Below are 19,923 nucleotides of genomic sequence, written 5' to 3'. Positions count from 1 at the left end.
CTCGTGGGTCAGGGGTGTCGGGCGGGGGCGTCGGTCTCGGGGTCCTGCGCGTCGGGGTAGGACAGGACGACGCACCCGGAGAGGTCGTCGTCGTGCTCCAGCTCCTCGAGCGCTGCGGGCATGGCCGGGAAGGGTCTGACCCCGGCGAGGAGGGTCTCGAACGCGGGGTCGGACAGCAGGTCGAGGGCCGTGGCGAGCCGGGCCGCCGGGTCCCGCCGGTGGCGGCGGGCGTCACCGACCCTCGAGACCTGGCTGGCGACCAGCCGCAGCCGGCGGGAGTGGAAGTCCTCGCCGAGCGGCACCTGCGGTGCGGGGGAGCCGAACCACGACAGCTCGACCACGTCGGCGTCGTCCCCGGCGAGGGCGAGCGCCAGCGCGAGGCCCGGCTCGCTGGCCGAGGCGTGGAAGACCAGGTCGCAGTCGTCCAGCGCCTCCTCCGGCGGCACCGCGTCCAGGCCCGCGTCGACCAGCTCCCGGCGCCGGGTGGCGTCGGCCTCCACCACCTGGAGACGGCTCAGCGGGAAGCGGCGCAGGAGCAGGGCGAGGGCTCCGCCGATGAGCCCGGCGCCCACGACGGCCACGCGGTCGCCCACGCAGGGCGGGGCGTCCCAGAGGGCGTTGAGCGCCGTCTCGGTCGGGCCGGCGAGGACCGCGCGGGACGAGGGCACGTCGTCCGGGACCCGGGTGAGGGCCGACACGGGCACGACATACCGGTCCTGGTGCGGGTGCAGGCAGAACACCCGCACCCCGACCCACGCGCGCGGGCCGCGCTCGACCACCCCGACGGAGAGGTAGCCGTACTTCACCGGGAAGGGGAAGCCTCCTTCCTGGAAGGGCGCCCGCATCCGGTCGACCTGCGAGTCGGGCACGCCGCCGCGGCGCACGAGCAGCTCGGTGCCGCGGCTGATGCCGCTGAACGACGCCCGCACGAGGGCCTCGTCCGGGCCCGGCTCCGGCAGCTGCTCCCGGCGCAGCTCGCCCCGACCCGGCGCGGTGGCCCAGTAGGCCAGGGCCGTCCCGGCTCCGCCGCTCACCCGCGCGCCTCGAGGTCGACGACGTCGTGCGCGAACGAGGCCGTGAGCGCTGCCAGGGCGACGGCGGTGCCCGCTGCGGCGAAGGGGGCGGGCACGAGCGGCACGAGGGCGACCCACAGGGCGATGCCCTGGACGGCCGCGACGGTCCGTCGCGCCAGGCTCGGGGTCAGCTCTCCCCGCAGGGCCGGCCGCACCCAGGAGGCGAGCACGAAGAGGTAGCGCATGGCGCCGATCGCCACGACCCACCAGCCCAGCGTCACGGCCGCCAGCACCGACAGCACGAGGAGCAGGGCCGCGTCGGACTCCATGTCCAGCCGAGCCCCGGCCGCGCTCGCGGTCCCGGTCGCGCGGGCGAGCCACCCGTCGACCGCGTCCAGCAGCAGCGCGGCGCCGACGACCAGGGCGACGGCCCAGGTGCGGGCCGGCAGCTGGCCGGCGAGGACGAGCACGGTCGCGGTCCCGACCACACCCGTCAGCGCGACCCGGGCGAGGGTGACCACGTCCGGCGGGCTCACCGCCGCGGGACGACGCCGCACCAGCGCCCCGGTGGCCACGACCGGCACCACCAGGCCGGCGGCCACCGCGAGCACCCCCACACCGACACCGGGCCCCACCCGGGTGACCAGGCCCACGCACAGGGCCAGGGGGAGGAGGACGACGGCCGAGCCGACCACCCCGCCGCCGCGGAGCCGCGTGGCGGGCGCCTGCGCCGACATCAGCTGGCGTCCGGGACGTCGGCGGCCAGCGCCGAGGGCACGGCGCCCCGGCGCCGCAGCTCCAGCTCGGTGACCATGTCGTCGCCGAGCTGGTAGCGGCGCGCGGGCGGGCGCAGGGCGTCCGAGAGCAGGTCCTCGCCGGCGACGCGCAGCCCCGGTACGCCGTCCCCGATGAGCACGGGTGCGGTGGTGAGGTAGAGCCGGTCCACGGTTCCGGCCCGGACGAAGGCCGACACCAGCCGCCCACCACCCTCGACGAGCACCCGGTGGAGACCGCGCGAGGCGAGCAGGTCGAGCACGGCTCGGGGCTCCATCGGCCCGTCGTCGGGCCAGCGGAGCACCTCGACGTGCTCACCCACCGGGCCGAGGGGGGTGTCGCCCCCGAGGACCCACAGCGTCGGCGCCGCGCCGTCGGTGAGCACCGAGGCGTCGGCCGGGGTCACGCCGCGCGGGTCCAGCACGACGCGGACGGGGTTCGACCCGCGCACCGCTCGGACCGTGAGGCGGGGGTCGTCGCAGGCCACGGTGGCCGCGCCCACGACGACCGCGTCCACGAGGGCGCGCAGCCGGTGGAGGTGCTCCCGGTCCTGCTCGCCGGTGACGAACGCGGCGTCGCCGGTGCGGCTGGCGATGAAGCCGTCGAGGCTCTGGCCGAGCTGGGCCAGGACGAGGGGGCCGTCGGCCCGGTTGAGGTCGCCGTAGCGGTGTCCGAGCTCACCGGACGCCGGGATCCGCCCGGCGAGCAGCTGCTCCCACTCGTCCTGCTCCCACTCGTCCTGGTCCGCCTCGTCGTGCCCCATCCGCGTCCGCTTGGTGGCCAGGTAGAAGGCGTTCTCCTCGCGGTCCGGGACGACGAGCGGCACCCGCTCCACGACCTCGATCCCGAGAGCGCTGAGCGCCAGCTCCTTGGCCGGGTTGGACGACAGCAGCCGGACGCGTCGCATCCCGAGGTCGAGCAGCATCGCGGCGCAGTGGTCGTAGGTGCGGGCGTCCGCGGGGTGCCCGAGGGCGAGGTTGGCGTCGACGGTGTCGACCCCCCGGTCCTGGAGGGCGTAGGCCCGCAGCTTCTCGCCGAGGCCGATCGCCCGGCCCTCGTGCCCGCGGGCGTAGACGACGGCGCCCCGGCCGGTTCGGGCGAGGAGGTGCAGCGCCTGCTGGAGCTGCTCGCCGCAGTCGCAGCGGCGGGACCCGAGGGCGTCCCCGGTGAGGCACTCGGAGTGCACCCGCACGAGGGGCGGCGGGAGGTCGGGGCCGTCGTCGTCGCTCACGCCGAGGCTGAGGACGACGTGGTCCATCCCCGTGTCGTCGCGGTATGCCGTCATCCGGAAGGTCGCGTGGTCGGTCGGGAGCCGGGTGTCGGCCACCCGTTCGACCCGCCGCGGTGCGGTCCTCGCCTGCTCACCCATCCTCCACATTATGGTCGTGACCGGCGATCTTCTCCTGCGGAGGGGGGAGCAGGGTGTTGACGACAGGTGACGGAGGTGAGACAGGTGACTGGCTGGGTCCGTCGGAACCCCGAGGGCCGGAGCCGGCGAGAGCCGGCGCCGACGGCCGTCACGGACGAGGTCGAGTCCCTCGCGGGCCGGGCCGTGGGCGGTGTCTCGGACGCGTGGGCGCTGCTCGTGGTGCGCATGGTCCGTCGGCTCTGGATCCCCTGCCTCATCCTGGGCGTGGCGTGGGTGGTGTGGACCGGCACGACCCAGGACGTCTCCCAGCTGCACCTCGCCACGGTGCCGGAGATCGTCGCCGCCCTGCTGAGCCCGTTCGTGGGGGTGGTCCTGGCCCTCGGTCTGCGGGTGGCCTCCACCGCGCTGGGCGTGGTGGCGGCCCTGCCCGTCGCCCGTGCCGACCTGCACCACGCGCGTCGACGGATGAGCTCGGGCGTGCCGCACATCGTCTCGGTCGCCATCGGGCTGCGCTGGCTGCGGGCGACGACCGCCGCGAGGGACGTCGCCCTGTCGCGGCTGCGGCCCGCGGTCGCCCGCACGCTGCTGCTGGTCGACAGGGTGCAGACCGCGCTCATCCCGGTGGCGGCGCTCGTGCTGGTGGTGGTGGTCGCGGTGGCGCCGGGCTAGGGTCGGCGCGGCTGCCGCGCGGGGAGCAGGGCGTCCACCCCGGCCACGGCTCCCACCGCGCCCGCGGCCAGGAGCTCCTGACGACGGCTCTCCTCCTCGGCCACGCCGACCACGGGCACGCCGGACGCCTGCCCGGCCTGCACGTCGGTCACCGAGTCCCCGAGGAAGACCGACTCCTCGGGGCGGGCGCCGAGGAGGCGCATCGCCCGCAGCAGCAGGTCCGGCTCCGGCTTGAGGTCGCGGACGTGGCCGGCGGAGCGTCCGACCACGTGCAGCCGGCCGCTCGTGCCCGGTCGGGCACGGTCCAGCACACGCGACACCACCTCGGGGGTGTTGTTGGTGACGATGGCGAAGGAGGCGCCGCGCTCGAGGGTCCGGTCGATGAGGGCCAGCGCCCCGGGTCGGGGGGACACCCGGGAGGCGGCGTCGAGCTCGAGCTCGGTGACCAGCTCCTCCAGGGGGGCGAGCAGCCGGGGGGACTGCTCGTCGACCAGGCGCAGGCACTGCACGTGGTCGGCCTCGCCCTCCAGCCGCTGAGCCAGCTCCGCTCCACCGAGCCGGTGCGCCTCCGCCCGCACCCGCTCGCCCAGCTCGGCCCACGACGCACCGGGGAACAGGCGGGCGAGCGGGCCGTCGAAGTCGACGAGCAGCGTCCGGGCGTCCTCCACGAGGCGGCGTGCGGTCATCACCCGAGCGACCCTACCCAGGCCGCAGCGGCGCCCCGCCGCCGGCAGAGCCGACCACTCTGCGCGCCCTCGCACCCCGCCGTGCCGCTGCTAGATTCTGCGGATGGCTGCGGCGCCGCCAGAGGGTGCGCCGTCAGGTGGTCGTCTCCTGACGGGGGCCTTCGTCGCACTCGTCCTCGCCGAGCTCGCCTACTTCATCGGCATCGGGGCGCTCATCCCCCTCGTCCCGCTCTACGCCGCCGACCGGCTGGACGCGGGGCCTCTCGCCGTGGGCCTCACCGTCGCGGCCTTCAGCATCACCGCCCTCGTGCTCCGGCCGGCGGCAGGACGCGTGGTCGACCGCTGGGGCCCCCGTCGACCCTTCGTCGCGGGGGCCCTGCTCCTGGCCGCGGTGCTGCTGGCCCACACGCTGGTCGGCTCCCTGGCCGGCCTGCTGGCGCTGCGGGTGCTCACCGGGGTGGCCGAGGCGGTGGTCTTCGTCGCCGGCATGGCGGCACTGCTCGACATCACGCCCTCGACGCGCCGGGGGGAGGCGCTGAGCTACAGCTCGCTCTCGCTGTTCGTGGGCGTGGCGGTGGGGCCGGCCATCGGTGAGGGGCTGCTGGGGCTGGGCGGGTACCGGGCCGCGTGGCTCGGCGTCGCCGGGATCGGCCTGCTCGCCGCCGTCATCGGCAGTGCCCTGCCCAGCCGACCGGCAGACGCGGCTCCGGCGGGCTCGACGGCCCTGTTCCCACGCTCCGTGCGTCTGCCGGGGTTGGCGTTCGCAGGGGGCGTGGCCGGCTCGGCCGGTTTCCTCGCCTTCGCGGCGCTGCGCGCTCGCGACGTGGGTCTCGACGGTGCCGCGTGGCCCTTGGCCGTCTACGGCGGTGTGGTCGTCGTCGGCCGTCTGCTGCTCGCCAGGCTCACCGACCGGTGGGCCGCCACGCGCCTGTCCGCGGCCGCGCTCGGCCTCACCGGTGCCGGCCTCCTGCTCCTGGGTGCGGCCCGAGGTGCCCCGGCCTTCGGCGTCGGGACCGTGGTGCTCGCGCTCGGTGCCGTCCTGCTGACCCCGGCCTTCTTCCGGATGCTGACCGAGCGGATGCCGGCCGACCGGCCCGGGGCGGTGGGAGCGACCTTCGGGGTGCTCGTGGACCTCGGGCTGGGCGCCGGCCCGGTGGTCCTCGGTCTGCTGGCCCAGGGCCTGGGACTGCGCGGCGCGTTCGCGGTGCTCGGGGCCGGTGCACTCCTCGGCGTCCTGCTCCTGACCGGCGGCGGGCGAGGCACGATCGCCGCGAGGTGACCGGCGCGAGGGCCTGACGGGCCTCCGGACGTAAATTCACGCAAACCCTTGTACGGCCCCGTCGCGGTGACCTATACCTGTCAGGGCACGGCAACGCAAACGTTTACGCACCTTGAGGAGAGACAATGACGTCACGGCTCCGACCACTCCGGTCCCGGAGATGGACAGCCCTCACGCTCGCGACGACGGTCGGTGTCACCGGCCTCGCACCTGCCGCCCTGGCGGTCCAGCCGGCCACGCAGGAGGCCGGCGGGACGGACCAGCAGGCGGCGGACTTCACCGCCCTGCTCGACTTCGAGACCTACACCCCCGGCCCGCTCGACGGCCAGGACGGCTGGGTGGGTTCGGCGGCCGCCTCGGTGGTGCAGGACCCGCTCAACCAGAACAACTTCGTCGGCCGGCTCAACGGACCCGGCGAGAAGACCTACCGGGAGATCCCGCCCATCGAGGAGGGTGACACCGGCACGCTGTTCTTCCGGTTCCTGCGCACGGAGACGGTCGACACCTCCTTCGGGATCACCGACGTCGACGTGCCCGGCACCTACACCGACAGCCGGGCCTACGTGAACAACCAGAACGACGACATCCTGCGCGCCCGCGACGGAGGGGCGTTCGAGTCCGTCGGCATCTGGGGCAAGGACTCCTGGCAGTGCGTGTGGATCGTCGCCGACAACGACGCCGACGAGGTCGCCGTCTACAGCCAGGGCGGCCCCTACGAGGAGCAGACCCGCCTGCCCGACGGCGCCGAGGAGCAGTTCGACTTCCGCGCACCGGTCTCCGGGGCCCTGGACCGCTTCTTCTGGATCAACGGCTCGCGCAGCCCGGGTGACCTCTACCTCGACGACGTGGGCATCGACACCGCGGGGGAGAACCTCGCCATCCCGAGCGGCAACCCCGCCGACTGCGAGGCCGGGGAGGTCCCCGAGCAGCCGCTGCTGAACCCGCTGCCCGACCCCGAGCCCTCCGTCCTCGGCATCGAGGTGGAGGAGCTCGTCCAGCTCCCGGAGTCCTCGACCACCCCGGCGGCCAGCGACCAGCGGCTCATCCGGCACAACCGCATCACCCACCTGGACGAGGTGCCGGACGGCTCCGGCCGGCTGGCGATCCCGGACATGAACGAGATGCTCTACATGGTGGACAAGGAGACGGGGAACTACACCCCCTACCTCAACGTCCGCGACCAGTTCGTGGACAACTTCCACAACCACGCGGGGCTCGGCACCGGCTTCGGTTTCGTCGAGCACCACCCGGAGTATGCCGAGAACGGCATCTTCTACACCGTGCACACCGAGGCGGGCAGCGCGCTCACCGAGGACGAGCCGGACTTCCCCGCCTTCGGGGGCACCGGCTACCACAGCGTGGTCACCGAGTGGACCGCCGACGACCCCGCGGCCGAGGTCTTCTCCGGCACGAGCCGCGAGCTGATGCGGGTGCCGTTCGCGGGCCGCGTGCACACCCTGCAGCAGATCGCCTTCAACCCGACCGTGAGCCCCGGCGACCCCGACTACGGGATGCTCTACATCCTCTCCGGGGACGGCGGCAACGGCGTCGGCAACGACAACCCGCAGGACCTGGCGACGCCGCACGGCAAGATCTTCCGGATCGACCCGATGGGCGACGACAGCAGCAACGGGCAGTACGGCATACCCGCCGACAACCCGTTCGTGGACACCGAGGGAGCCCTCGGCGAGATCTACGCCGTGGGCCTGCGCGACCCGCACCGCATCAGCTGGGACCCCGAGGGCGAGAACACGATGTACCTCGGGCACATCGGCGAGTGGCAGGTCGAGTCGGTGTATGCCGTGGAGCCGGGCGACAACTTCGGCTGGTCCGACCGCGAAGGACCCTTCGTGGCGCAGAACCGGCAGATCTTCCCGCTGCCCGAGGACGACGCCGAGCAGTTCGACTTCACCTACCCGGTCGCGGCCTACGACCACAACCGCGACCCTGGGCAGACCGGTGACGCGGGGGTGGCGCTCAACGGCGGCTTCGTCTACCGCGGTGAGATCGAGGAGCTGCAGGGCAAGTACCTCTTCACGGACCTGGTCCGGGGCTGGGTGCTCTCCACCGAGGCCGACGAGATGAACCGCAACGACGGCGACCTCGAGGACCTCGCCGACATCGAGCAGCTCAAGGTCTTCGCCGACGGTGAGGAGACGACCTTCGCCGAGCTCGTCGGTGACAGCCGGGTGGACCTGCGCTTCGGCTCGGACGCGGACGGCGAGCTCTACCTCGTGTCCAAGGCCGACGGCAAGGTCTGGGAGGTGACCGGCGCCCGCGAGGACGTCCTGTCCTCGCCCTACGTCCTGGAGGGCATCGCCGCCGACGTCGTGGCCCGCTACGACTTCGCCCACCCGGTCGCGGGCGACGCCACGAAGGAGGCCGACCAGGGCCCGTCCGGGACCGACATCGACCTCGTCAACGGCGGGGTGGAGATGCGGGTGGCCGACGCGGCATACCCGGGTGCCGGCGAGGCGCTGCAGACGCAGCAGCTGAGCCCGGACCAGGCCTCCGACGACGACTGGAAGGCCGGGATCTACGACGCCGACGGCGTGCAGAGCCTGTCCCGGTTCGCCGGGGCCGAGCAGACCTCGGTCATGGGGTGGTTCAAGCCCACGGGTGAGCTGCCGGCACCGAACTCCAACACCAGCGACCCGGACGACCGCTACAACGCGATCGGCCTGGCCGGCGTCCTGTCGGGCGACTCCGACGGGCACGGCGTGCGCGCGCTGCTGGAGGTCATCGACGTGGGCGGCGAGCAGAAGCTCGTGGCCCTCGGCCGCCGGGTCGACGGGGCGAGCTCGTGGACCTATGCGGCGGACCTGCCCTGGGACGAGATCCTGGAGCAGGGCGAGTGGGTGCACCTGGCGGCCACCTTCGACTTCGTCGAGGGCGAGATGGCGCTCTATATGAACGGCGAGCCGCTCGAGGGCGACTACACCGCGTCCAACCGCTGGGGCTCGGGCGCCACCTCCGACACGAACCCCGCGGGGATCAAGATCGGTGGGAGCTTCCCCCAGGACACCCAGGAGCGGAACCCCTGCGACTGCCGGATGGACGACCTGATGTTCCTCGACACCGTGCCCAGCGCCGAGCAGATGGCGGCGCAGTACGCGCTGTTCGAGGTGCCGGAGGAGCAGCCGGTGTTCGACCCGGGTTGCACCCCGGGTGACACGGTCGTCACCGATGTCATGGACGCCTCGAACTGGGCGCCCCGGACCCCCGAGAAGTGGGAGTTCCCCGGTGACGCGGTGGTGCTGGCCGAGGCCGGCACCAACCCGGACGACGGCATCCGCCGGCCGTTCGAGTACGCCGTGCTCACGGAGGGCCCCGAGCTGGGCTCGGTGGTGATGGACGCGCAGGTGCGGCTCGACGAGCCGGTGTCGGTCAACAACAGGGACGTGATCCTCGTCTTCGGCTACCGGTCGGACACGGAGTACTACTACGCGCACCTGTCGCAGGACAACACCATCTACGCGCACAACGGCATCTTCAAGGTCGACGGCGCCGACCGGGAGCGGATCGACGACCAGTGGGACGGCACCATCGGTGCCCCGCCCGCGGTCACCGACGACGCCTGGCACGACGTCCGCCTGGTGCACTGCGCCGACACCGGCAGGGTGGCCGTCTACCTCGACGGGCTGGAGCGTCCGCTGCTCACCGCCACGGACGACACCTTCGACTCCGGCCGGGTCGGCTTCGGCTCGTTCGACAACGTGGGTCGCATCCGCGGCGTCACCGTCACCGGTGACAGTGCCGAGGTCCCCGTGGTGCAGCCCAGCGTCACCATCACCGGTGGTGGTGGTGAGGTCTCGACCGACGAGCCCGTCGAGGTGACGGGTGAGGCGACCCCGGGCAGCACCGGGTGGCGCAAGGACGTGGAGGCCGTGTATGCCGAGCTCCAGAACGCCGAGGGCCGCAAGGTCGTCGGTCGGGAGGTCCCGGTCACCGACGGCACCTTCGCCACCTCGTTCGACGTCTCCGGGTTCGCGCCCGGCGACTACACGATCAAGGTGTCGGTCCGGTCCAAGGGCCACGGGAACGTGTCGGACACCGCGGCGCTGACGCTGGTGGCTCCGGCAGCCCCCACCGACGAGGTGGACCTGCGGATCTCGACCAACGCCCAGTGCTCCAACAGGACCGCCGTGGTCGCGGTGCACGTCGTCAACGAGGACGGTCACCGGGTGGACATCCGGGCGACGACCGCCTTCGGCGACAAGAAGTGGACCAACGTCAAGGACGGCAAGGCCGTCTACCACGTGTTCCGCTCCGGTGAGGGCTCCATCGAGGCCGGGACCGTCACCGTGGCGGGCTACGCGTTCTACGACGGCGTGGGCCACTACGAGCGCTACGAGGTCGACCATGAGGCGGTGAGCTGCTCCTGAGTCGCGCCTGACCCGTCCTGACGAGGCCCCCCGGTGGTGGTGCTCCGCCCACCACCACCGGGGGGGCCTCCCGCGCGTGCGCCACCGGCGGTCCCCGCTCGGGGTGGATCGGGAGGTCCCGTCGAGCAGGCAGGATGGGGGGATGACCGATCCAGCTGCCCAGGACCGCACCCGATGAGCTCGCAGGACGGCGACCTCGACCAGAGCACCGAGCCGGAGGCCGGCGGCCAGGGCAACGAGTACGAGACCGTCGAGGTCGGGGGAGTGGAGCGCCGGCTCGAGGAGGAGCTGCACGAGGAGTTCAACGCCACCGTCTCCGAGGGCGAGGAGCGGCTCAAGCGCACCAACCGCGGACTGGTGGTGACCGGCCTCTTCGGCGGGATCGACGTCGGGCTGGGCATCATGGCGATGCTCGCGGTCATGCACGCCACCGGTAGCACGCTGCTCTCCGGTCTGGCTTTCGGCATCGGCCTGCTCGCGCTGCGGCTGGCGCACTCCGAGCTGTTCACCGAGGACTTCATGCTCCCGGTCAACGCCGTCCTCGCCGGCCATGGCACCTTCGCCCAGCTGGTCCGGCTGTGGTCGGTCACCCTGGTGACGAACCTGGCCGGGGGATGGCTGTTCATGTGGCTGGTGGTGTATGCCTTCCCCCAGTTCCACGAGGACCTCGTCAGCTCAGCCGTCGCCTATGTGACCGCCGGGTTCACCATGGAGACGATCGCCCTGGCGCTGCTCGCCGGGAGCACCATCACCCTCATGACCCGGATGAACCAGGGCACCAGCTCCGACGTCATGACGGCCGTCATCTCGCTCATCGGCGGGCTTCTCGTGGTCGGTCTGCAGATGCACCACGGGGCGCTCTCTTCGGTCCTCATCTTCGGCGCCATGGAGGCCGGTGCCGACATCTCGGTGGGCCAGTGGTTCGGGTGGTTCTGGTGGGTCACCCTGCTCAACATGGTCGGTGGCCTGGTCATCATGACCGCGCCACGGATCGTCCGGACGTGGGAGCTGGTGCGCGAGGAGCGCGGCCGGCGGCTGTCCGAGGGGCACGCCCGCTAGTCAGGACGGCACTCCGGGCGGTCTCGCGCCGTCCCGTGCTGCCGCCCGGACGGCTCAGGAGCGGCGCGGCGGCCCGCTGGAGTCCCGCTCCACCAGGGTGGCCGGCATGACGACCCGGCGGGGCCGCTTGGTGGCCGGGCGCAGCGCGAGCTCCAGCGCCTTCTCCCCCATCTGCTGCATGGGCAGCCGGACGGTGGTCAGCGAGGGGGAGAGGTCGGCGGCCACCGGGACGTCGTCGAAGCCGGTCACCGACATGTCGTCCGGCACCCGCAACGACCGGGACCGCAGCACGGACAGCGCACCGATGGCCATGTCGTCGTTGAGCGCGAGCACGGCGGTGCTGCCAGGGTGCTCCTGGAGCACCTCCAGGGTGGCCGTCTTGCCCCCGTCGCGGGTGAAGGGGGCCTCGACGACGGGCACGTCCTCGCGGGCGATGCCCGCCTCGGCGAGCGCCCGCTGCACGCCGGTGAGACGGTCCGCGACGGTGGTGAGCCCCAGCGAGCCGGTGACGACGGCGACGCGGCGGTGGCCGAGCGCCAGGAGGTGGCGGGTGACGGCCTGCGCCCCGTCGGTGTTGGCCGGGAGCACGGCGTCGGTGGCGTGCTGGTGGCGGCCGATCGCCACCACGCGGCCGCCCGCCTGGGTGAACCGGGTGAGCTCGCGGTGGATGCTGCGCTCCGCCTCGGGGTCGAGGTAGCCCGACCCCGCCACGACGATGACCCCGACCCGGTTGGCGATGAGGGTCCGCAGCTGCCGCAGCTCGATCTGCGGGTCCCGTCCGCTGTGGCACATCTGGACCGACAGCCCCCGCTGGCCGGCCACCCGCATGACGCCGCTGGCGATCTCGGAGAAGTAGGGGTCGGCCACCTCGTGGACGACCAGACCGACGCTGGAGCTCGTGCCTCCCGCGAGCGACCGGGCGTGGACGTTGCCGATGTAGCCCAGGGACTCGGCGATCTCCTTGACCCGCTCGGCGACGGCGGTGCTGACGCCCTGCCTGCCGCTCAGCGCACGGGAGGCCGTGGCCACCGAGACACCCGCTGACTGCGCGATGTCCACCAACCGTGGTGCCGCCGCTCCGGTCATCATCGACTCCTCGTCCTCGTGGTGCGCCTGGTGGTCCGCGGGCCCGGTGCGCGGTCAAGACCCGCACCGGTACCTCCTTGCCAACGCCCAGGACGCACGTTATCGTACAACGCAATCGTTTGTGCAAACGTTTGCGTAATCGGTTGACCTTCCCCCGTGGGCCGCAAAGGAGCGCCAGATGAAGCACAGCACCCGCCGATCCGTCCTGATGTCCGTCGACCAGGCCGGGGGGACCTCGACCAGGGTCAGCCGGCCGGGCCGCCGACGCGCCGCCCTGGCCGTGGCCGCCGCCGGAGCCCTCACGCTCAGCGCCTGCGGCCTCGGTGGTGGCGGTGGTTCCTCCGCCGAGGGAGAGGGGGAGGAGGGGGACGAGGGCCCGGTCACCATCGGCATCTCGCTCCCGCTCACCGGTGACTTCTCCGAGCCCGGGAAGGGCGTCCAGCGCGGCTACGAGGCCTGGGCGGAGTACACCAACGCCAACGGCGGCCTCCTGGGTCGTGACGTCGAGCTCATCATCTACGACGACCAGTCCAACGCCGACCGGGTCGCCTCCGACTACGAGAAGCTCATCAACCAGGACCAGGTGGACATCGTCGTCGGCCCGTTCTCCACCCGGCTGGTGGTGCCGGCGGCGCAGGTGGCGCAGGACTACGGCTTCCTCTTCGTCGAGCCGGCCGGTGCCGCCGAGGAGGTCTTCACCCAGGGTTTCGACAACCTCTTCTACGCCGCCCCCGCCATCGCGAACGACCACTACAACTACCTGGCCGAGCACATCCTGGCGATGCCCGAGGGGGAGCGGCCCACCACGGCCGCCTACGCCTCCATGGACGACCCCTTCGCCCAGGGCACGGCCTACGGGCTGAAGGAGAAGCTGGAGGAGGGCGGCATTGAAACCGTCGCGGACGAGGTCTACCCGCCCAACACCACCGACTTCTCCAGCATCGCCAACAAGATCGCCAACACCGGCGCGGACATCCTCGTCGGCGGCACGCAGTACCAGGACGCGGTGAACCTCATCGTTGCCCTGCAGCAGCTGGACTACCAGCCCCGCCTGGCGGCCTTCTCCACCGCGCCCACCAACCCGGAGTTCCCGGAGGCCATCGGGCAGACCGACGGCATCCTGTCGCCCACCGGCTACACCCCGGACGCGGACTACCCCTCGAACGCCGAGTTCGTGGACTTCTACACCGAGCAGCACGGCAACCCGCCCAACGAGGACGAGGCCAACGCCTGGACCACCATGCAGGTGGTCGCGGCCGCGGCCGAGGCCAACGACTGCGCCGACCCCAGCCCGGAGTGCCAGCAGTCGATGATCGACTGGCTGCGCGAGAACACCGTGGACACCGTGGTGGGCCCGCTGTCCTGGGACGCCGAGGGTCGCCCGCAGGCCGCCCACCTCATCCAGCAGTGGCAGGACGACGAGATCGTCATCGTCCTGCCCGAGGACGCCAGCGACGCCGAGCTGTCCTACCCCAAGCAGGACTGGTGACCCCCGCCCTCCTCCGGCCCCCCGCCCACGACCGCTCAGAAGGGAACCTCTCGTGACGGCCCTCATCACCCAGGCGGTGATCCTCGGCATCCTGCTCGGGGGCCTCTACGCCCTGCTCGCCGCCGGCCTGACGCTCTACTTCGGGGTGATGCGCGTGGTGATGATCGCCCACTCCGCGTTCCTCATCCTGGCGGCGTACCTGGCCTGGGCGTTCCACCGCGCCACCGGCATCGACCCGTTGTTCTCGCTCATCGCCACCGTGCCGCTGTTCTTCCTCCTGGGCGTGGTCATGCAGCGCTTCCTGCTGTCCCGGCTCAAGCCCGCCACCCTGACGATGATGTCGGTCCTGCTGACCTTCGCCATCGCCCTCATCATCGAGGGCATGCTCGGCTTCGTCTGGACCGGGACGCAGCGGCGGATCAGCCTCAGCTACTCGACCGCCAGCCTCGAGGTCTTCGGGGCCAACATCGCCGTGGTCAAGCTGGTGGCGTTCGGGCTCGCGGCGGTCAGCCTGCTGGCGCTCTACCTGCTCATGAAGGCCACCAGCTTCGGCCAGGCACTGCGGGCGACCATCCAGCACAAGGAGGCCGCCGCGCTGCTGGGCATCGACACCGAGAAGGTCGCCGGCTACGGCTTCGGCCTCGGGCTCGCCACCGCGGCGATCGGCGGGACCGCCCTGGCGCTCGACTCCACGATCTACCCCTCGCTGCACTGGCACTGGATCGGCCCGCTCATGGCGATCATCGTCGTCGGAGGGCTCGGGAGCATCCCGGGCGCCGCCATCGCCGCGCTGGTCCTCGGGCTCAGCCAGAGCCTGCTGCAGATCCCGCTGGGCACCACCTGGGCCCAGACCGTGTTCTACCTCGCCCTGTTCATCACCCTGATGGTCCGTCCGCAGGGATTCTTCGGAGGTCGCCTTGCCCAACGCTTCTGACCTCGCCACCCCGACCCCCACGGCACCGGACACCGGGCGCCCGGACGACAGCGCCGGTGAGCGTTTCGACCGGCGGCTGGGCCTGGCCAAGGCCGGTCTGGGAGTCGTGGCGATCGTGCTCGCGCTCATGGTGCCCTGGCTCGCGCCGGACGCCTTCATCCTCTCGGTGGCCGTCGTCATCGCCAGCTACGCCGCGTTCGCCGTCGGCTGGAACTTCGTCGGCGGGTTCACCGGCTACATCTCCCTCGGCCACGCCTCCTACTCGGGTCTGGGTGGGTATGCCGTGGCGCTGCTCACCACGCACACCGGGATCAACCCCTGGGTCGCGCTGGTGCTGGGAGCGGTCGTCGTGGCGCTGCTGGCGGTCCCGATCGGCATCGCCTCGTTGCGGGTCCGCGGCGCCTCCTTCGTCATCGTCTCCATCGCGCTCGTCCTCATCCTGCTCCTGGTGTTCCAGAGCTGGGCCTCGGTGACCGGCGGGTCGGAGGGCCTGCGCGTGCCTCGGCCGTTCGACAGCTCGGTGCTGCGGCCCGAGCAGCACACCAGGTTCTACTTCCTCTTCCTCGTCCTCATCGGCATCGCCCTGGTGGTGTGGTGGCTCATCGACCGCTCGCAGTTCGGGGCCGGGCTCAAGGCCATCCGCGAGGACGAGGACAAGGCCGAGGCCCTCGGGGTGCCGACGTTCCGCTACAAGCTGGTCGTCTTCGTCATCTCCGCGTTCTTCACCAGCCTGGCCGGCGGCCTCTACGCGCTCTGGTTCGGCAACCTGGACCCGGTCTTCCAGTTCTCCATCCTCACCGGCTCCTACATGGTGCTCATGTCCCTCTTCGGGGGTATCCGCTCGCTGGTGGGCCCCGTGGTGGGTGCGGTGGTCGTCGGCTACGCGATGGAGGTCTTCAAGGCGCAGTACGGCGACAGCCAGTTCCACCTCGTGGCGCTGGGCCTGCTGCTGGCCGTCGTGGTCCTCTTCATGCCGGAGGGGGTGGTGCCCGAGGTGCTCGGGCTAGTGCACCGCCTGCGCCCGGCGGCCACCTCGATCCGTGAGGAGAGCGCCGCCCAGCTGCTCGAGCGCAACCGGGCGATCGACGCCGAGCGTCGGGCCCAGACCGAGGCCACCTCCGAGCGCGAGCCGGTCGAGGACCCTCGCCACGCGACGACCGGGAAGGGACGATCATGAGCGTACAGCAGGACGTGCGCCCCAGCCTGCAGACCGAGGGCCTGTCCAAGGCGTTCGGCGGCGTGCAGGCCGTGAACGGCGCCACGGTCACCTTCCACGAGGGCAAGGTCAACGCCCTCATCGGCCCCAACGGGTCCGGGAAGTCGACCTTCTTCAACATCGTCACCGGCATGATCGCGCCGGACTCCGGCACGGTGCGGTTCCGGGGCCAGGACATCACCAGGCGGGCGCCGCACCGCATCTGCGCCGCCGGCATCGGACGCAGCTTCCAGCTGTGCCGCACCTTCCCCCGGATGACGGTGCTGGAGAACCTCCTCGTCGCCGTCCGTCCCACAGGGCTCGGACAGCTGGTCGGGTCGAGCCAGAACCGCCGCCAGGTGGAGCGGGCTCGCGAGCTGCTGCGCCGGGTCGGCATCGACCACCTGGAGGGCTCGTTGGCCCAGGACATCTCCTACGGCCAGCAGAAGCTGCTCGAGCTCGCCGGCGTGCTCATGGGCGAGCCCGACACCATCCTGCTCGACGAGCCGGCGGGCGGGGTCAACCCCGCCCTCATCGGGCGGATCGGCACCCTGGTGAAGGAGCTCAACGCCGAGGGGCGGACCTTCATCATCGTCGAGCACAACATGGACATGGTGATGAGTCTGTCCGACCACATCGTCGTGTTCGACCGAGGTGCCCCCATCGCGGAGGGCACGCCGTCCGAGGTCCAGCAGGACCCCCGAGTGCTGGAGGCCTACCTTGGCGTCTGACCACCTTCTCGAGCTCAACGACATCGAGGCCGGCTACGGCCGAGCGGCCCTGGTGCTGCGCGGGCTGACGGTCAAGGTGCCGGCCGGTTCGGTCGTCTGCCTCGTCGGCCCCAACGGTGCCGGCAAGTCCACCGTGCTCAAGGTCGCCAGCGGCATGCTGGCGCCGCGCTCGGGCTCCATCGTCGTCGACGGCGAGGAGGTCACCGGGGCCGGTCCGCAGTCGATGATCCGGCACGGGCTCTCGCACGTGCTCCAGGGGCACAGCGTCTTCAAGGAGATGACGGTGGCCGAGAACGTCTCGCTGGGGGCTTACACCGTCAAGGACAAGGCCCAGGTGCAGGAGCGCATCGAGTTCGTCAAGAATCTCTTCCCCGTCGTCGCCGACCGGTGGGCGGCCCTGGCCGGCGCGCTGTCCGGCGGCCAGCAGAAGCAGGTCGAGTTCGCCCGCTCGCTCATGGTCAGCCCCAAGGTCGTGCTCCTCGACGAGCCGAGCATGGGCCTGGACCCCAAGACGACCTCCGTCGTCTTCGAGCAGGTCGTGCGGATGCGGGAGGCCGGGATCGCGGTGCTCCTCGTCGAGCAGAACGCGCGGCGCGCGCTGGAGACCGCCGACATCGGCTGCGTCCTCGACCTCGGCCGGGTGCACATCACCGGCCCCGCCCCCGAGCTGCTGGAGGACCCGCAGCTCGCCGAGCTCTACCTCGGGGGAGGCGGCGCCCGCAGCGCCGACCCCGCCGAGGACCCCAACCCCTCCGGCGCGCGCTCACCCGAGCTGAGCAGCCCCGCCCCCGAAAGGACCTGACACCATGGCCACCCACACCACCCGCATCATCATGAACGGCGTGACCGGCCGGATGGGCTACCGGCAGCACCTCGTCCGCTCGATCCTGGCCATCCGGGACGCCGGAGGGGTGGAGCTGCCCTCCGGCGACCGCATCCAGGTCGAGCCGGTCCTCGTCGGACGCAACGCCGAGAAGCTGCAGGAGCTGGCCCGCCAGCACGACGTCCAGGACTGGACGACCGACCTCGACGCGGCGCTCGCCGACGAGAGCGCCACCGTCTACTTCGACGCCCAGGTCACCAGCGAGCGCAAGGGCGCCATCCTGCGCGCCATCGCCGCGGGCAAGCACATCTACACCGAGAAGCCCATCGCCGAGACGGTCGCGGACGGTCAGGAGATGGTGGACGCCGCCGCAGCCTCGGGCGTCATCAACGGCGTGGTCCACGACAAGCTGTACCTGCCCGGCCTCGTCAAGCTCAAGCGGCTCATCGACTCCGGCTTCTTCGGGACGATCCTGTCGGTCCGCGGCGAGTTCGGCTACTGGGTCTTCGAGGGCGACGTGCAGCCCGCCCAGCGACCCAGCTGGAACTACCGCGCCGAGGACGGCGGCGGGATGGTCCTCGACATGTTCTGCCACTGGAACTACGTGCTGGAGAACCTCTTCGGCGCCGTGGAGTCCGTCACCGCCCGCGCGGTCACCCACATCCCGACCCGGTGGGACGAGCAGGGCCGGGAGTACACCGCGACCGCGGACGACGCGGCATACGCGATCTTCGAGCTGGAGGGCGGGGTCATCGCCCAGGTCAACTCCTCCTGGGCGGTGCGCGTCGACCGCGGCGAGCTCGTCGAGTTCCAGGTGGACGGCACCCGCGGCTCAGCCGTGGCCGGCCTGTTCGGCTGCCGCATCCAGCCCGCCGTCAGCACCCCGAAGCCCGTGTGGAACCCCGACCTGCCGACCGAGGAGGACTTCCGGGCGCAGTGGGCCCAGATCCCCGACAACACCGAGTTCGGCAACGGGTTCCGGGCGCAGTGGGAGCAGTTCCTCATGGACGTGCACGCCGGCCGGCCGCACGCCTACGACTTCGCCGCGGGGGTGCGCGGGCTCCAGCTGGTCGAGGCGGGGCTGCGGTCGTCGTCCGAGCGGCGCAGCGTCGACATGGGCGAGGTCGCGACGCCTCCTGCGGACCAGGCGTCGATGGAGGAGCTGCGCGCCACGGAGCCGGTGGCGTGAGCACGGCCACCGCGCGGCGGGCGCCCACCACGACCGGGTCGGGCACGGTCGCGCTGCCCGGGGCCGACGGCCGCTGGCGCGAGGTCGCCCTGCACGCCCCGAGGGAGTGGCAGGAGCACCCGCAGCCGTACACCAGCCGGGTCGCCTTCGCGGCGGCCCACGTCGTGGCCGACCCCTACGGGGACAACACCCCGGGTGCGCCGGCCCGCGTCGACTGGGAGTCGACCCTCGCCTTCCGCCGGGGTCTGTTCCGGTACGGCTTCGGCGTCGCCGAGGCCATGGACACCGCCCAGCGCAACATGGGGCTGGACTGGGCGGCGGTGCAGGAGCTGGTCACCCGCAGCGCGGCCCAGGCGGCCGAGCTGGGTGCCCGCATCGCCAGCGGCGCCGGGACCGACCACGCCCCGGACGCGACGACCCTGGGGGCGGTGCGCGACGCCTACCTGGAGCAGGTGGACTTCGTGCAGGGCACCGGCTCGCAGGTCATCGTCATGGCCTCGCGGCAGCTCGCGGCGGTCGCCGAGGGCGAGACGGACTACCGCAGCGTCCTCGACCCGGTGCTGGACCGTGCGCAGGAGCCGGTGATCCTGCACTGGCTGGGGGAGATGTTCGACCCCGCCCTGTCCGGGTACTGGGGGAGCAGCGAGGTGCCCGCGGCCACGGAGGCGTTCCTGCGCCTGGTCCACGACCGGGCCGACGTGGTCGACGGGGTCAAGGTGTCGTTGCTGTCGGCCGAGCACGAGGTCGGGCTGCGGGCGGCCCTGCCCGAGGGCGTTCGCCTCTACACCGGGGACGACTTCAACTACCCCGAGCTCATCAGGGGGGACGGCACGCACCACTCCGACGCCCTCCTGGGAGCCTTCGCCGCCATCGCTCCCGCGGCCTCAGCGGCCCTGGCGGCGCTCGACGAGGGGGACCTCGAGACCTACGACCGGGAGATGGCGCCGACGCTCGCGCTGTCCCGGCACATCTTCGAGCGTCCCACCTTCCACTACAAGACCGGCATCGCCTTCCTCTCCTGGCTGACCGGGCAGCAGCCCGGCTTCGTCATGGTGGGTGGTCTGCAGTCGGCGCGCAGCGCGGTGCACCTGGCCACCCTCTTCGAGCTGGCCGACGAGGCGCAGCTGTTCCCGGACCCCGACCTGGCGGCGCAGCGGATGCGGACGTGGCTCGCCGGCGCGGGGCTGACGCCGTGACCGTGGCGCAGGCGGGGACCGTCCCGCTCGACGTGCCGTCGGGGCG

General features: G+C 72.3%; 16 protein-coding genes. 11 read left to right on the top strand and 5 right to left on the bottom strand.

From position 1 onward, the window contains the following. Nucleotides 1-8: 8 nt before the first annotated feature. From Q0967_RS16540 to ribA, 3 genes are read right to left on the bottom strand one after another with little or no spacing between them, the layout of a single operon-like run. Nucleotides 9-1,034 carry a zinc-binding alcohol dehydrogenase gene (locus tag Q0967_RS16540; protein ID WP_022923828.1) on the bottom strand — a complete coding sequence of 342 codons (1,026 nt, stop codon included), beginning with the start codon at nt 1,032-1,034 and terminating at the stop codon, nt 9-11. Next, nucleotides 1,031-1,750 carry a CDP-alcohol phosphatidyltransferase family protein gene (locus Q0967_RS16535; RefSeq protein ID WP_298746833.1) on the bottom strand — a complete coding sequence of 240 codons (720 nt, stop codon included), beginning with the start codon at nt 1,748-1,750 and terminating at the stop codon, nt 1,031-1,033. The genes Q0967_RS16540 and Q0967_RS16535 overlap by 4 nt, the downstream gene beginning before the upstream one ends. Further along, the gene (ribA, locus tag Q0967_RS16530) at nt 1,750-3,156 is read right to left on the bottom strand and encodes a GTP cyclohydrolase II (RefSeq protein ID WP_298746835.1); all 1,407 of its coding nucleotides are present in this window, start codon (nt 3,154-3,156) and stop codon (nt 1,750-1,752) included. Before ribA ends, Q0967_RS16535 begins: the two co-directional genes overlap by 1 nt. 84 nt (nt 3,157-3,240) lie before the next feature. Between ribA and Q0967_RS16525 the strand changes: the two genes are divergently transcribed. Beyond that, complete coding sequence (locus Q0967_RS16525; RefSeq protein ID WP_298746838.1) at nt 3,241-3,825, top strand: hypothetical protein; 585 nt, start codon at nt 3,241-3,243, stop codon at nt 3,823-3,825. On the opposite strand, the gene Q0967_RS16520 is transcribed toward Q0967_RS16525, so the two are convergent. Beyond that, nucleotides 3,822-4,511, bottom strand: coding sequence for an HAD family phosphatase (locus Q0967_RS16520; RefSeq protein WP_298746840.1), 690 nt, complete (start codon nt 4,509-4,511; stop codon nt 3,822-3,824). The genes Q0967_RS16525 and Q0967_RS16520 overlap by 4 nt on opposite strands. A gap of 103 nt (nt 4,512-4,614) precedes the next feature. Here Q0967_RS16520 and Q0967_RS16515 point away from each other — a divergent pair, with 103 nt between their 5' ends. The 3 genes from Q0967_RS16515 to Q0967_RS16505 all read left to right on the top strand — a co-directional run bounded on the left by Q0967_RS16515 (nt 4,615) and on the right by Q0967_RS16505 (nt 11,234). Further along, complete coding sequence (locus Q0967_RS16515; protein WP_298746843.1) at nt 4,615-5,790, top strand: MFS transporter; 1,176 nt, start codon at nt 4,615-4,617, stop codon at nt 5,788-5,790. 125 nt (nt 5,791-5,915) lie between these two features. Then, nucleotides 5,916-10,175, top strand: a complete 4,260-nt coding sequence (locus Q0967_RS16510; RefSeq protein WP_298746846.1) for a PQQ-dependent sugar dehydrogenase — start codon at nt 5,916-5,918, stop codon at nt 10,173-10,175. Between the two features lie 174 nt (nt 10,176-10,349). Then, nucleotides 10,350-11,234, top strand: a complete 885-nt coding sequence (locus tag Q0967_RS16505; RefSeq protein WP_298746858.1) for a formate/nitrite transporter family protein — start codon at nt 10,350-10,352, stop codon at nt 11,232-11,234. A gap of 54 nt (nt 11,235-11,288) precedes the next feature. Here the strand turns inward: Q0967_RS16505 and Q0967_RS16500 are convergent, their stop codons facing one another. Further along, the gene (locus Q0967_RS16500) at nt 11,289-12,323 is read right to left on the bottom strand and encodes a LacI family DNA-binding transcriptional regulator (RefSeq protein WP_298746862.1); all 1,035 of its coding nucleotides are present in this window, start codon (nt 12,321-12,323) and stop codon (nt 11,289-11,291) included. A gap of 175 nt (nt 12,324-12,498) precedes the next feature. Between Q0967_RS16500 and Q0967_RS16495 the strand changes: the two genes are divergently transcribed. Genes Q0967_RS16495 through Q0967_RS16465 form a run of 7 tightly spaced genes read left to right on the top strand, consistent with a single transcriptional unit; the run spans nt 12,499 to nt 19,877 of the window. After that, nucleotides 12,499-13,809, top strand: coding sequence for an amino acid ABC transporter substrate-binding protein (locus Q0967_RS16495; protein ID WP_298746865.1), 1,311 nt, complete (start codon nt 12,499-12,501; stop codon nt 13,807-13,809). A 52-nt stretch (nt 13,810-13,861) separates the two neighbouring features. Then, entirely contained in the window at nt 13,862-14,743 is an 882-nt protein-coding gene (locus tag Q0967_RS16490) for a branched-chain amino acid ABC transporter permease (RefSeq protein ID WP_298746867.1), read from the top strand. Continuing rightward, a complete protein-coding gene (locus tag Q0967_RS16485; RefSeq protein ID WP_298746870.1) occupies nt 14,727-15,920 on the top strand; it encodes a branched-chain amino acid ABC transporter permease in 1,194 nt (397 codons plus the stop codon). Before Q0967_RS16490 ends, Q0967_RS16485 begins: the two co-directional genes overlap by 17 nt. Further along, entirely contained in the window at nt 15,917-16,669 is a 753-nt protein-coding gene (locus tag Q0967_RS16480; RefSeq protein WP_298746872.1) for an ABC transporter ATP-binding protein, read from the top strand. Before Q0967_RS16485 ends, Q0967_RS16480 begins: the two co-directional genes overlap by 4 nt. Next, entirely contained in the window at nt 16,659-17,471 is an 813-nt protein-coding gene (locus Q0967_RS16475) for an ABC transporter ATP-binding protein (protein WP_298746876.1), read from the top strand. Before Q0967_RS16480 ends, Q0967_RS16475 begins: the two co-directional genes overlap by 11 nt. A gap of 4 nt (nt 17,472-17,475) precedes the next feature. Continuing rightward, the gene (locus tag Q0967_RS16470) at nt 17,476-18,681 is read left to right on the top strand and encodes a Gfo/Idh/MocA family protein (RefSeq protein ID WP_298746879.1); all 1,206 of its coding nucleotides are present in this window, start codon (nt 17,476-17,478) and stop codon (nt 18,679-18,681) included. Continuing rightward, nucleotides 18,678-19,877 carry a dihydrodipicolinate synthase family protein gene (locus Q0967_RS16465; protein WP_298746881.1) on the top strand — a complete coding sequence of 400 codons (1,200 nt, stop codon included), beginning with the start codon at nt 18,678-18,680 and terminating at the stop codon, nt 19,875-19,877. Before Q0967_RS16470 ends, Q0967_RS16465 begins: the two co-directional genes overlap by 4 nt. Nucleotides 19,878-19,923: the final 46 nt, after the last annotated feature.

This window comes from uncultured Serinicoccus sp. (genome assembly GCF_947500995.1).
Taxonomy (GTDB): domain Bacteria; phylum Actinomycetota; class Actinomycetes; order Actinomycetales; family Dermatophilaceae; genus Ornithinicoccus.
This window is presented reverse-complemented; position numbering and strand designations above follow the sequence as displayed.